This window comes from Streptomyces sp. TLI_171 (assembly GCF_003610255.1).
Lineage (GTDB): Bacteria > Actinomycetota > Actinomycetes > Streptomycetales > Streptomycetaceae > Kitasatospora.
The window spans coordinates 778,928-792,112 of sequence record NZ_RAPS01000001.1 but is presented as its reverse complement, the minus strand read 5'-3'; the positions used below and the strand labels follow the sequence as shown (position 1 = coordinate 792,112).

Below are 13,185 nucleotides of genomic sequence, written 5' to 3'. Positions count from 1 at the left end.
TTCTTGAAAGCTGAACGGTCATCGCTTCCCGCCCCCGGTGAGAGCGCTCTCCGATTCGTCTACCAGCCGCAGCGGGCGAGCGCGGCGCGCACCAGATCGAGCCCCTCCGCCCGCAGGCGGTCGCGGGCGGGCGTCCGGTCGTCCCGGCGCCAGCGCCACGCCGCGAACATCGCCCAGTCCACGGCCCGGCAGCGGTGGACCAGGTCGTGGTCGGCCCCCGGGTAGTGCCGGGCGACGTCCTCGGGCGCGTGGGCGAGGTCGAACTCGACCGGTCCGCGGCAGCAGGTGGCCAGGTCGACGATGAGCGGGCCGCGCTCCGTGCGGAGCAGGTTGCCCTGATGCGGCTCGCCGTGCAGCAACTGGTCGCCGGACCGGTCGGCGCCGATCGCGGCACCCAGGTCGCGGAGCGTGCTGCCCAGCAACTGCCGATCGGCGTCCGCCAGTTCGGGGGAGCGCTGGGGGTCCTCCACCTCGCGCAGGGCCCGGGCGACCCGATCGGTGAAGTGCGGCGCCGCCAGCTCGACCCGGCGCAGCGCGGCGTGGTGCCGCACGAGCGCGTCCGCGTACTCGGCCGGGGCGACCGCGGGTCCGACCGGCTCGTAGTACGTCCAGAAGGACAGGACGAAGCCGTCCCGCAGGTGGACCCGGGCGCCGACCCGGGGATCGGGCTCCGCCACCGGCGCGCCGGCGCCGACCAGCCGGCGGGCGACCTCCACCTCGAACGAGGCCTCGGCGTGGTCCCGCGCCGGCGCGACCCGCACCAGGACGTCGCAGGGCAGCAGGCGCAGCGCGGCGCGATCCGAATCGTGGACGACCACCACCTCGTCGACCCGGAGTCCCAGCTCCACGGCGCTCGCCCGGCCGGCTTCGACCGCCGGACGGGCGGGGAGTTCCCGGGACGGGAAGTCCACCGCACCGGCGATCGGAAGCGGGCAGGCCGTCAGAGGTCGAACAGGCGGGCCGCGTTGTCGTGGCAGACCGCGCGCAGCCAGTCCGCACCGAGGTCGAGGCGTTCCAGGGCCTGGAGTTGGTGCAGGTACGGGTAGGGGATGTTGGGGAAGTCGGTGCCCAGCAGGATCCGGTCGGCCAGGTCGGCGAGGCGGGGGAGGAGTTCGGGCGGGAACGGCATGAAGTCGGCGGTGAAGTCGGTGAACGCCATGGTGGTGTCCAGGTGCACCCGCTCGTGGCGGGCGGCGAGGTCGAGGAACTCGCGGTACTCGGGCATGCCCAGGTGGGCGACGATCAGGCAGAGGCGGGGATGCTCGGCCAGGACGCGGGCGATCGGCTCCGGGCCGGTGTGCTTGCCCGGGGCGGGGCCCGAGCCGCAGTGGATCACCACCGGGGTGCCGGCCTCGGCCAGCAGGCCCCAGGCGGGCCGCAGTTGCTCGTCGGTGGGGTCGTACCCGCCGACCTGCACGTGCGCCTTGAACACCCGGGCCCCGGCGTCGAGGGCCTCGCGGACGTACGCCTCCACCCCGGGCTCGGGGAACAGCGTCGCCGTGTGCAGGCAGTCGGGCGTGCGCCGCGCGAAGTCGGCCGCCCAGCCGTTCAGCCAGCGGGCCATCCCCGCCTTGTGCGGGTACAGCATCGCGGTGAACGCCCGTACCCCGAACTCCCGGAGCAGCGCCGTCCGTTCGGCCTCCTCGGTGCGGTAGGTGATCGGCCAGCCCCGGTCCCCGATCAGCGGCCCCGCGGCGTCGAAGTACTCCCACACCTTGCGCAGCACCCGCTCGGGCATGAAATGCGTGTGCACGTCGATCAACCCGGGCAGCCCGAGCCCGCCCCAGAACCGACGCACCTCGGCGGCCTCCATGCCGCACCTCCCACTCCCGCCGGGCCGCCGGACGACCGGCGGCCGCCCCGGCCGGGCCATGCGGTGGACAGTACGCCAACGCACGGCCCGGCCGGGGCTCCGGGGTCGTCGTCCGCCGTCGCCGGGGCGGCCTGGGCCGTACCCGCCAGGGCCAGCGGCAGGGCAGCGGCTGCGGCCCGGACGGGCAGCCGGGCACGGTTGGTCGCTGTCACGCTGTTCCGCCCCTCCTCGATCGGAGCCCGTCGCCTCGGTGCGCACCGGGTGCACTCGGCCGCGCCGTAGGACGGCCCCCACCTGCTGCGCCGGCCGCCAGACCTTGCGGGCCGCCCCCGCACTGGGGAGGCTGGACGGGAGCGGACGGAGCCCGTCCGCCGAGCCGAGGAGGCCACCGGTGAAGTTCATCCAGATCATCGAGTACCGCACCGGGCGGATCGACGAGTTCAACGCGCTGCTGGACGAGTGGGTCGCCAAGAACGAAGGGCACCGGCTGGCCGCCCGGGCCCTGCAGACCCGCGACCGCGACGGGAAGGACGTCTACCTCAACATCGTGGAGTTCCCCTCCTACGAGGTGGCGATGGAGAACTCGCAGCGCCCGGAGACCGGCGAGTTCGCCGCCCGGGTCGCCGCGCTGTGCGACGGGCCGCCCACCTTCCGCAACCTCGACGTGATCGGCGAGCAGGGATTCTCCGACTGATCCTCCGCCCTGCCGGGTCTGGTCAACGCGCGGCCCGGTGCGCAGCATGGGAGTCCCACCCGCGCCGTACGCCCAGGAGGTACCCGTGCCGCACGACCAGCACCCGCCGGCCGACCCGCGTCCGCAGCAGGACGCCGGTCCGCTGAGCTACTCCTCCGGCCGGGCCGACACGCCGCTGCTCGGCGACACCATCGGGGCGAACTTCGACCGGGCCGCCCGCGCCCACCCCGGGCGGGCGGCCCTGGTGGAGTGCGCCACCGGCCGGCGCTGGACGTACGCCGAACTCGCCGCCGACGTCGACGCGGTGGCGATCGGCCTGGACGCCCGCGGGATCCGCCGGGGCGACCGGGTCGGCATCTGGTCGCCGAACCGCGCCGAGTGGATGCTCACCCAGTACGCCACCGCCAAGCTCGGCGCCGTGCTGGTCACCATCAACCCCGCCTACCGCTCCCACGAGCTGGAGTACGTGCTGAACCAGGCCGGGATCCGGCTGCTGGTCGCCGCCGAGCGGTTCAAGGACTCCGACTACGCCGGGATGATTGCCGAAGTCCGGCCGCGCTGCCCGGAGTTGGCGGAGGTGGTGCTGCTCGACACGCCCGACTGGGAGGGGCTGCTGGCCGCCGGGCGGGCCGGCGACCCGGCGGTGCCGGCCCGCGCCCAGGCGGCCCTGAGCGCGGACGACCCGATCAACATCCAGTACACCTCCGGCACCACCGGCTTCCCCAAGGGCGCCACCCTCTCGCACCACAACATCCTCAACAACGGTTACTACGTCGGGGAGTTGTGCGGCTACACGGAGCAGGACCGGATCTGCGTGCCGGTGCCGTTCTACCACTGCTTCGGCATGGTGATGGGCAACCTGGCGGCCACCTCGCACGGCGCCTGCACGGTGATCCCCGCGCCCGCCTTCGACGCCTCCGCCACCCTGGCCGCCGTCGCCGCCGAGCGGTGCACCTCGCTGTACGGGGTGCCGACCATGTTCATCGCCGAACTCGCCGACCCCGCCTTCGACTCCTACGACCTGTCCAGCCTGCGCACCGGCATCATGGCGGGCGCGCCCTGCCCGATCGAGGTGATGAAGGACGTCATCGGGCGGATGGGCATGGCCGAGGTGTCGATCTGCTACGGCATGACGGAGACCTCGCCGGTCTCCACCCAGACCCGCGCAGACGACTCGATCGAGCGCCGGGTCTCCACCGTCGGCCGGGTCGGGCCGCACCTGGAGGTCAAGGTGGTCGACCCCGTCACCGGGCGGACCGTGCCGCGCGGCGAGCCCGGCGAACTGTGCACCCGCGGCTACTCGGTGATGCTCGGCTACTGGGGCGAGCCGGAGAAGACCGCCGAGGCGATCGACGCGGCCCGCTGGATGCACACCGGCGACCTGGCGGTGATGGACCGGGACGGCTACCTCTCGATCACCGGCCGGATCAAGGACATGGTGATCCGCGGCGGGGAGAACCTCTACCCCCGCGAGATCGAGGAGTTCCTGCACACCCACCCCGACGTCCTGGACGTCCAGGTGATCGGCGTGCCGGACGAGAAGTACGGCGAGGAGCTGATGGCCTGGGTGCGGATGCGCGAAGGGGCCGAGCCGCTCACCGCGGAGGCGGTGCGGGCATTCTGCACCGGCCGGCTGGCCCGGTTCAAGATTCCGCGCTACGTGCACGTGGTCGACGCGTTCCCGATGACCGTCACCGGCAAGGTCCGGAAGGTCGAGATGCGCGAGGAGGCGGCCCGGATCCTGGCGCTCTGACCTGCCGAACCGTCGCGGCCGGGCCCCCGCCGGGGCCCGGCCGCGGTGCGTGCGGGCCGGAACTCCCCCTGTTCGAGGTCTTGACGCCCACTTTTCTCATACGTTAAATCTCGGCGTGAAGTAAGCGGCCGGGGTCCATGGCTGACGTCAGGTCAGCCGAGCGCCCCGCGAACACCGCCGTCCCCCGGATCCCACCAGACGGGTGTGCACCATGACCAGAGCCACCGGACACCGCCGCCTCGGCCTCGCCGCCGTCGCGGCCACCGCCCTCGTCGCGGCCCTCACCGCCCCCAGCGCGCAGGCCGCCACCCCGCCGCCCGCCGGCGGCAGCCTCGGCGACCGCGTCGTCGTCCTCGACCCGAGCATGCCCAAGGCCGAGATCCAGGCCCGCCTCGACGCCATCGCCCGGGCCCAGGCCGGCAACGAGTTCGGCTCGGACCGGTACGCCATCCTGTTCGAGCCCGGCACCTACGGCACCGCCGCCGACCCGCTGAACTTCTCCGTCGGCTTCTACGAGGCCGTCGCCGGACTCGGCCGCAACCCCGGCGACGTGGTGATCAACGGCTCCGTCGACGTGTACAACCAGTGCGTCGGCGGCGACCAGTCGCAGTGCTACGCCACCACCAACTTCTGGCGCTCGCTCAGCAACCTCACCGTCAACGTCGCCGGCAAGAGCGGCTGCTACGGCGGCACCGACTTCTGGGCGGTCTCCCAGGCCGCCCCGCTGCGCCGGGTCCAGGTCAACGGCAACCTGACCCTGATGGACTACTGCACCGGCTCGCCCGCCTGGGCCAGCGGCGGCTTCATCGCCGACTCCAAGTTCACCGGCGGCACCGTCATCAACGGCTCCCAGCAGCAGTTCTTCACCCGCAACAGCAACCTCGACGGCTGGACCAACGCGGTCTGGAACCAGGTCTTCTGCGGCACCGCCGGCGCACCCGCCCAGTCCTTCTCCACCGAGGCCGGCGCCGCCCCGTACACCACCCTGGACACCTGCCCCGCCACCCGCGAAGCGCCCTACCTGTACCTCGACCAGTCCGGCAAGTACCGGGTGTTCCTCCCCGCGCTGCGCCCGGACTCGGCCGGCACCAGCTGGGAGAACGGCGCCACCGCCGGCACCTCGCTCGGTCTGGACAGCTTCTACCTGGTCCGCCCCGGCGCGAGCGCCAAGGACATCAACGCCGCGCTCAAGGCCGGCCGCAACCTGCTCTTCACCCCCGGCGTGTACGAGCTCGCCGACACCCTCAAGGTCACCCGCCCCGGCACCAAGGTGATCGGCCTCGGTTTCGCCACCCTGGTCCCCACCGGCGGCGACGCCGCCATCAAGGTCTCCGACGTGGACGGCGTAGACGTCTCCGGCCTGATCCTGGACGCCGGCCCGAAGAACTCGCCGGTCCTGATGCAGGTCGGCAACCGCGGCTCCAAGGCCGACCACGCCTGCGACCCGATCAGCCTCTCCGACGTCTTCTTCCGGGTGGGCGGCGCCCGCGACGGCTACGCCACCACCGCGCTGGAGGTCAACAGCAACGACACCCTGATCGACGACGCCTGGATCTGGCGAGCCGACCACGGTGCCGGCGGCGGCAACTGGAACACCGCCCGCAGCGACACCGGCCTGATCGTCAACGGCGACCGGGTCGTCGCCACCGGCCTCGCCGTCGAGCACTTCCAGAAGACCGAGACCGTCTGGAACGGCGAGGACGGCAAGGTGGTGTTCTTCCAGAACGAGAACCCCTACGAAGTGCCCAACCAGGCCGCCTGGATGGCCTCGCCGACCCAGAAGGGCTACCCCGCCTTCACCGTCGGCTCCAAGGTCAAGTCCTTCGAGGGCTGGGGCATGGGCAGCTACTCGTACTTCAACCAGGGCGTCGACATCCACAACTCGACCGCCTTCCAGGCCCCCAGCCGCCCCGGCGTCCGGCTGCACGACCTGCTGACCGTCTTCCTGAACGGCTCCGGCGGCATCGACTCGGTGGTCAACGGCACCGGAAGCTCCGTCAACTCCGCCTTCGGCGGCCCCAGCAACGTCGTGTCGGCACCCTGAGAGCGCTCTCGTGACACCCCGTCACTGACCGGCCGCGCGGCCGGACCACCCTCATGACCCGGGCTCCGGGCGGTCGATCCGTCCGGAGCCCGCACCATGCGACGTACGGGGCGCCGTGGCCGGTCGGCCCGCCGGCGCGGAACCGCGGCGGGTCGTGGGTCGTCTACTCTCCACGGCAGCCGATGATCATGGCTGCGGAGCTGCTTCCGGAGAGGGAGAGCATGGCTGACGGAGAGTCGGGGAGCACGGCGCCGGTGCGGCGACCGCGATGGCGGGCCGTCGCCGGCGCGGCCTGCGGGCTGCTGCTGGTGGCGCCGGCGGTGCTGGCCGTGGTGCGGCTGTTCGGGCTGGACGACGGGACGGTGTGGGCGCTGCCGATGGCCGGGCTGCCGTACGCCGCGGTGCTGACGGTGCTGCTGCTGGTGGCGAGCGTCCTGCTGCGGCAGCGGTGGGCCGCGGGGGCCGCGGCGGTGCTGGTGGCGCTTCAACTCTGGTGGCTGGTACCGCGGACGGTGCCGGACGGGACGGACGTCCCGGCCGGCGCGCCGCGGCTGCGGGTGGCGACCAGCAACGCCTTCCTCGGGCAGGTGTCGCCGAAGGCGGTGGTGGACCTGGTGCGCGGCGAGCGGGTCGACGTGCTGGCGATGGAGGAGCTGAGCGAGTCCGCCGCGGACGCGCTCGACCGGGCCGGCATCCGCGACCTGCTGCCGTACCGGGAGCGCCCGGACCGCCGGGACACCGTGCTGTACTCCCGGCTGCCGATCAGCGGCGCGGCGGACCCGGCCTGGCCGAGCACCAACATCACCGTCCAGGTCGGCGGCCGCCCCGTGCAGATCGTCGCCGTGCACACCTACTACCCGCTCGGCGACGCCCGCAAGTGGGCGCAGGGCCTGCACGACCTGCGCAGGGCCGCGCCCGGGCACCTCCGCAACGCGGTGCTGCTCGGCGACTTCAACTCCACCCTCGACCACAAGCCGATGCGGGACCTGATCGCCACCGGTCTGACGGACACCCACGCGGAGCTCGGCGCGGGCCTGTTCCCCACCTGGCCCGAGGACCACCCGGACTTCCCGCACGTGCCGCCGATGATCCAGATCGACCACGTCCTGCACGGTCCCGCGCTGGTCGCCGTGTCGGTGAGCGAACACCGCCTGGCCCGCTCCGACCACCGCGCGGTGGTGGCCGAACTCGCCGTCACGGGCTGAGCGGCCGCCGCGCCCACCGGGCCGCGCGGTCGGATTGTCGTGTTGCTGCGGTCCGCGGTCGGCGGGCCGGGCAGACTGGGGAGATGACAGTGAGACCGCTGGCCAAGGGCGCGAACCTGGCGATCGACGCGGCCGCCGTCCGGGTGGAACTCACCTGGCGGTCCGGACCCGGCACCCCCGAGGTCGACGCCTCCGCGCTGCTGCTCGACGCCGACGGGCGGGTCCGCGACGACGCGGACTACGTGGCCCGGCACCTGCCGCGGCACGCATCCGGCGCCGTCACCCACGGCGGGCACGGCGAGCACGGCGGTCAGGGCGGAGGCGTGGAGCGGCTGGAGGTCGACCTGGCCGCCGTCGAGCCGGACGTCCAGCGGATCGTGCTGGCCGCCGCGGCCGAGGGCGGTCCGTTCGGCCGAGTGCCGGGCCTGTCGCTGCTGGTGAGCGAGGCGTCCGGCGCCGCCGGCCTGCTGCGCTTCGACATCGAGGCCGGACCGGAGACCGCGCTGGTCTGCGGCGAGTTCTACCGGCGCGACGGCCGCTGGAAGTTCCGCGCCGTCGGCCAGGGCTACGCGGACGGCCTGGCCGGCCTCGCCGCCACCTACGGCCTCACCGCCGACCGGCCCCCTGCGCCCGCGCCCGCCCCCGCGCCTGTCCCCGCCCCCGCTCCGGCGGTGACGGACCGTCGGACCGACGACGGCGTCGAGCAGTTGCCGGTCGACATGCGCAAGCGGCTGTCGCTGCGCAAGCAGCAGGTCGCGGTCAGCCTGCAGAAGCACGGCGCGCAGCACCTCACCGCCCGGGTGATCCTGGTGCTGGACGCCTCCGGCTCGATGAGCGCGCTGTACGCCCGCGGCGTGGTCGCCGACGTGGTCGAGCGGATGGCCGCGGTCGCCGCCCAGCTCGACGACGACGGGGAGATGCAGGCGTGGACCTTCGCCAGCAACCCGGCCAGGCTGCCCGACCTGCGCCTCGCCGAGCTCCCCAGCTGGCTCCAACTGCACGTCAGGGTCGGCGAACTGACCCTGTTCGGCCGCCGTCGGCCGCGGCCGCCGCAGCCCGACGGGCGGGTGGACATGAAGGCGGTGGGCATCCAGAACGAGGAGCAGAAGGTCATCGCCGAGGTCCGCGAGTACGTCCGGACCCACCCGGCGTCCGCGCCCACCCTGGTGCTGTTCTTCTCCGACGGCGGGGTGTACCGCAACGCCGAGATCGAGCGCGAGCTGCGCGCCGCCGTCGAGGAGCCGGTGTTCTGGCAGTTCGTCGGCCTCGGCCGGGCCGGCTACGGCGTCCTGGAGCGCTTCGGCGACCTGCCCGGCCGGCGCGTCGACAACGTGGGCTTCTTCTCCGTCGACGACATCAGCACCGTCCCCGACCCGGAGCTGTACGACCGCCTGCTGTCCGAGTTCCCGCTGTGGGTCACCGCCGCGCGATCGGCGGGCATCCTGCGCCAGAGCGTCAGGCCGTCCCGGTGGGCACCCGGTCCTGCGGCGGGCGGCGGCGCTCGCCGGAGCGGCGGGCGATGAAGCGGGTGAGCAGGATGACCTTGCGCGGGGCGGAGCGGTCGCCGGCTATCCGGGAGAACAGCAGGTTGGCGGCGGTGCTGCCGACCGCGACCGGGTCCTGGCTGACCACGGTGAGCGGCGGGTCGAGCTGCTTGGCGAGCGGCAGGTCGTCGAACCCGACGACGGCCATCGGGGCCGGGTGGTCGAGACCCTCCAGCACGCCGAGGGTGATCACGTCGTTGCTGCTGAACAGGGCGGTCGGCGGGGCGGGCAGGGCGCGCAGCCCGGCCAGCGCGGCCCGGGTCTCCAGGTGGGAGCGCAGGCCGTGCCGCACCAACTCGGGTTCGGGGACCAGGCCGTGCGAGGTGAGCGCCTCCCGGTACCCGGCGTAGCGTTCGCGCTGGGTCCAGATGTCGTAGCGGTCACCGAGGTAGGCGATCCGGGTGTGGCCGTGGTCCAGCAGGTGGGTGACGGCGCGTCGGGCGCCGTCGCGGTTGTCGACGGTGACGGTGTCCACGTCCAGGTCCTTGGCCGGCCGGTCGACGCAGACCACCTGGGTGCCCGCCTCCATCGGCGGCTTCAGGAAGCCGTGCCCGCCGGTGGTGGGGACGATGATCAGCCCGTCCACCTGGCGGGCGGTGAACGCGGCGATCACCTCGCGCTCCCGGCGCGGCTCGTCGTTGGTGCTGCCGACCAGCACCACGTAGCCGCGCCGGTGCGCCTCGTCCTCGATCGAACGGACCATCAGGGCGTAGAACGGGTTGGCCAGGTCGTCCACGACCAGGCCGATCGTGGACGTGCCCAGCTTCTTGCGCCGCAGGTTGCGGGCGTTGTCGTTGCGCTGGTAGCCGAGGCCGCGCACCGCCTGTTCGACCTTGGCGGCGGTGTCGGGCGCCACCCCGGGCTCGCCGGCGATGACCCGGGAGACCGTCATCAGGCTGACCCCCGCCGCCTTGGCCACGTCCTTCATCGTCGGGCGCTTCACAGGCCTGTTCCTCCTCGGCACGCTCCCCCGGACCGCCCGCCGGTGGTGTGCATCCTACGGTGCGGACCTGACCGGCCACGGCGGCCGGGGGCCCCGATGCGGGCTCAGCAGGCCGCCCGGTAGATGTACTTGGCGACCGCGGGATCGTCCAGGTTCGCCTTGGTGATGGCCACCATGGTGGTGCCGATCTGCGCGGTCACCGGCTTCTTCCCGATGGCGGCGAGCGCCTGGTCGACGCCCTGGACGCCGATCCCGGCCGGGTCCTGGGCGACCAGGATGTCCAGGGTGCCGTTCTTCAGGGCGGTGACCTCGTCGGGCTCCGCGTCGAACGCGGCGACCTTCACGGTGCCCTGCCGGCCCGCGGCCTGCAGGCCGGTGGCGACGCCCTGCGCGGTGTTGGTGTTGCCGGCGAACACCCCGCCGAGGTCGGGGTGGGCCGCCAGGGTGGCCTGGATCTGCGAGGCCGCGGTGGCGGGCAGGTCGTTGTCGTACAGGACCGGAAGCAGCGTGATGGCCGGGTGGTTGGCCTTCATCTCCTCCGTGAAGCCCTTGATCCGGGCGTCGGTGGTGGACACGCCGGGCTTGACGCTGATCACGATGGCCGACCCCTTGTCACCCATCAGCTCGGCCAGCGCCTTGGCCGCGGTCCGCCCGCCGGCCTCGTTGTCGGAGGAGATCCGGGAGACGCCGATGGACGCGTCGCTGACCGTCGTGTCGACCAGGACGACCTTGGTGCCCGCGCCCTGCAGCCGCGCCAGCGACGGCGTCAGCGCGGTGGTGTCGACGGGGGAGATCAGCAGCCCGTCGGGGCGGGTGGCGCCGACCGAGTCGACGATCGGCCGCTGCACGGCGACGTCCCACTGCGCCGAGCCGTCCACGGTGAGCTTGACGCCCTGCTTCTTGGCCTCCTCCTGCGCCGCGCAGGCCATCGTGATGTAGAACGGGTCGCTCTTGACACCGGTGATGAGCTTCAGGGTGGTGCCCTTGGCGCCGTCCGAGCTGCCGCCACTGCTGCTGCAGCCGGCGGTGCCGGCCGCGACCAGGGCGAGGACGGCACAGCAGCGGACGGCGGTGCGGGTTCTGCCGACTCCGAGCATGGCGAACTTCCTCCTGTGGAAGGGGAACCGAGGGTGGGGGAGGAGACGGTGGGTCAGCCGCGTTCGCGGCCGCGCCGACGGAACTGGTCCAGGTAGACGGCCGCCACCAGCACGACGCCGATCGCGACGTCCTGCCAGTACTGCTGGACGTCCATGATGATCAGGCCGGTGGTGAGCACGGCCGGGATGAAGACGCCGATCACCGTGCCGAGCACGCTGCCGCGCCCGCCGAACAGGCTGGCGCCGCCCAGCACGACGGCGGTGATCACCTTCAGGTTGTCGGTGGAGTGCCCGGCGATCGAGGTGGTGCCGAAGTAGGCCAGCCACATCGTGCTGCCGAGCCCGGCGAGCACGCCGGTCAGGGCGTAGACCTTCACCAGGTGGCGGTCCACGTCGATGCCGACCCGGCGGGCGGCCTCCGGGTTGGAGCCGATGGCGTAGGTGTAGCGGCCGAACCGGGTGAAGGCGAGGACCAGGCCGAACACCGCGGTGGCGGCGAAGGCGATGACGACCAGCCAGGGGACCTGCCCGAACAGCTTGCCGAACCCGATGCTGCGCTGGAGCTTCTCGGAGACCGCCCCGGTCGGGTCCTGGCCTCCGGTGATGATCTGCGCGATGCCGAGCGCCGCGCCGAAGCCGCCGAGGGTGACGATCAGCGGCGGCACCTTCGCCTTGGCCACCAGCCAGCCCTGCAGCGCGCCCCAGACCAGGCCGGTGGCCAGCGCGATCAGGGCGGACACCGCGACGGTGCCCCAACCGGCGGCCGCGCCGCCGTGGTGAATGGTGTACTCGGCCGACAGCACGGCGGAGAGCACCAGCACCGAGCCCACCGACAGGTCGATCCCGGCGACGATGATCACGTACGTCATGCCGACGCCGAGCACCAGGTAGATCGCGGCGTTGGTGGCGATCTGGGTCAGGTCGTAGGCGGTCAGGAAGGTGTCGGGCCGGGCGGCGGTGAAGAACGCGACCAGCAGGGCCAGGACGCCGAAGGTCCAGGTCTCGTTCGCGGCGGCCAGCCGGCGCGCCCAGCCGGGCAGGGGACGCGCGGTGCGCGGCGGCGCGGGCGTCCGGTCGGCGGACCCGTCGTCGGCCGACTTCGGGGAGACTTGCGTGCTCACGCGACACTCTCCTCTCCGAGGTCGGGGCCTCGGTCGCGGCCGGGGGGCGGCGGCGTGCGTTCCGGCAGCGGGTCCAGCGCACCGGTCATCGCGCCGACCAGCTCCTCGACCGAACTGGTCGCGGCGTCGAACACCGCCACCCGCCGTCCGAGGCGCAGGACTTCCACCCGGTCGGCGACCGAGAGCACCTCCGGCATGTTGTGGCTGATCAGCACCACCGAGATGCCCCGGTCGCGGACCCGCCGGACGGTCTCCAGCACCCGGCCGCGCTGGACCACGCCGAGCGCGGCGGTGGGCTCGTCCATGAAGATCACCCGGTTGGCGAAGGCGACGGCGCGGGCCACCGCGACCGACTGCCGCTGCCCGCCGGACAGCGAGGCCACCGGAACGCCCACGTCGCGCAGCTCCACGCCGAGCTCGGCGAAGGCGGTGACGGCCGACCGGCGCATCGCGGCGTGGTCCAGCACCCCGAGCCGGCCCAGCAGGCCGGGCCGGTACAGCTCCCGGCCCAGGTGCAGATTGGCCGCGGCGTCCAAGTCCTGCGCGAGCGACAGATCCTGATAGACCGTCTCCACCCCGTGGCGCCGGGCGTCGAGCGGCGTGGCGAGCCGGACGGGTGCGCCGTCCAGCAGGATCTCCCCGCCGTCGGGTGCGAGGGCGCCGGACAGCGCCTTGACCAGGGTGCTCTTGCCGGCGCCGTTGTCGCCGATCAGGGCCACCACCTCGCCGGGGTGCACGGTGAAATCGGCGCCCTGCAGCGCCTGCACGTGGCCGTAACGCTTCGTCAGCCGGCGGGCTTCCAAGAGCGGTTGTGTCATCAGCCTGTCCTCCGTTCCCGTCCTGTTAACGTTCACGCGAGTGCTGGGAGTCTGATGGCGGGACGACGGGCTGTCAATAGCTCTGTCATGTCGCGGAAGATCGCATCAAACCCGGCAATAGCAAGGAAGTTGACGTTGTGTCACGAGCTTGAC

The 13,185-nt window shown here is 73.0% G+C and carries 11 protein-coding genes; 5 read left to right on the top strand and 6 right to left on the bottom strand.

All coding sequences use genetic code 11. The annotated features are described in order from the left end of the window. Window positions 1-59: 59 nt before the first annotated feature. Both BX266_RS03610 and BX266_RS03605 read right to left on the bottom strand, forming a co-directional pair. On the bottom strand, window positions 60-911 hold the full coding sequence (locus tag BX266_RS03610; protein ID WP_099897479.1) for a phosphotransferase: 852 nt from the start codon (window positions 909-911) through the stop codon (window positions 60-62). Between the two features lie 29 nt (window positions 912-940). Then, a complete protein-coding gene (locus BX266_RS03605) occupies window positions 941-1,813 on the bottom strand; it encodes an amidohydrolase family protein (protein WP_259464523.1) in 873 nt (290 codons plus the stop codon). 391 nt (window positions 1,814-2,204) lie between these two features. On the opposite strand from BX266_RS03605, the gene BX266_RS03600 reads away from it, so the two are divergent. From BX266_RS03600 to BX266_RS03580, 5 genes are all read left to right on the top strand, one after another. After that, a complete protein-coding gene (locus BX266_RS03600; protein ID WP_099897477.1) occupies window positions 2,205-2,507 on the top strand; it encodes a hypothetical protein in 303 nt (100 codons plus the stop codon). A gap of 85 nt (window positions 2,508-2,592) precedes the next feature. Continuing rightward, complete coding sequence (locus BX266_RS03595; protein ID WP_310794766.1) at window positions 2,593-4,260, top strand: AMP-binding protein; 1,668 nt, start codon at window positions 2,593-2,595, stop codon at window positions 4,258-4,260. A 211-nt stretch (window positions 4,261-4,471) separates the two neighbouring features. Beyond that, on the top strand, window positions 4,472-6,304 hold the full coding sequence (locus tag BX266_RS03590; protein WP_099897475.1) for a hypothetical protein: 1,833 nt from the start codon (window positions 4,472-4,474) through the stop codon (window positions 6,302-6,304). A 221-nt stretch (window positions 6,305-6,525) separates the two neighbouring features. Next, the gene (locus BX266_RS03585; protein ID WP_099897474.1) at window positions 6,526-7,509 is read left to right on the top strand and encodes an endonuclease/exonuclease/phosphatase family protein; all 984 of its coding nucleotides are present in this window, start codon (window positions 6,526-6,528) and stop codon (window positions 7,507-7,509) included. A gap of 83 nt (window positions 7,510-7,592) precedes the next feature. Next, window positions 7,593-9,032 carry a VWA domain-containing protein gene (locus BX266_RS03580; RefSeq protein WP_099897473.1) on the top strand — a complete coding sequence of 480 codons (1,440 nt, stop codon included), beginning with the start codon at window positions 7,593-7,595 and terminating at the stop codon, window positions 9,030-9,032. Here the strand turns inward: BX266_RS03580 and BX266_RS03575 are convergent. From BX266_RS03575 to BX266_RS03560, 4 genes are all read right to left on the bottom strand, one after another. Further along, window positions 8,965-9,996 carry a LacI family DNA-binding transcriptional regulator gene (locus BX266_RS03575; protein ID WP_259464522.1) on the bottom strand — a complete coding sequence of 344 codons (1,032 nt, stop codon included), beginning with the start codon at window positions 9,994-9,996 and terminating at the stop codon, window positions 8,965-8,967. The genes BX266_RS03580 and BX266_RS03575 overlap by 68 nt on opposite strands. A gap of 104 nt (window positions 9,997-10,100) precedes the next feature. After that, window positions 10,101-11,093: an ABC transporter substrate-binding protein gene (locus tag BX266_RS03570; protein WP_099897472.1), complete on the bottom strand. Its 993-nt coding sequence runs from the start codon at window positions 11,091-11,093 to the stop codon at window positions 10,101-10,103. 53 nt (window positions 11,094-11,146) lie between these two features. After that, window positions 11,147-12,214: an ABC transporter permease gene (locus BX266_RS03565; protein ID WP_259464521.1), complete on the bottom strand. Its 1,068-nt coding sequence runs from the start codon at window positions 12,212-12,214 to the stop codon at window positions 11,147-11,149. Continuing rightward, window positions 12,211-13,032 carry an ATP-binding cassette domain-containing protein gene (locus BX266_RS03560; protein WP_099897471.1) on the bottom strand — a complete coding sequence of 274 codons (822 nt, stop codon included), beginning with the start codon at window positions 13,030-13,032 and terminating at the stop codon, window positions 12,211-12,213. The genes BX266_RS03565 and BX266_RS03560 overlap by 4 nt, the downstream gene beginning before the upstream one ends. Window positions 13,033-13,185: the final 153 nt, after the last annotated feature.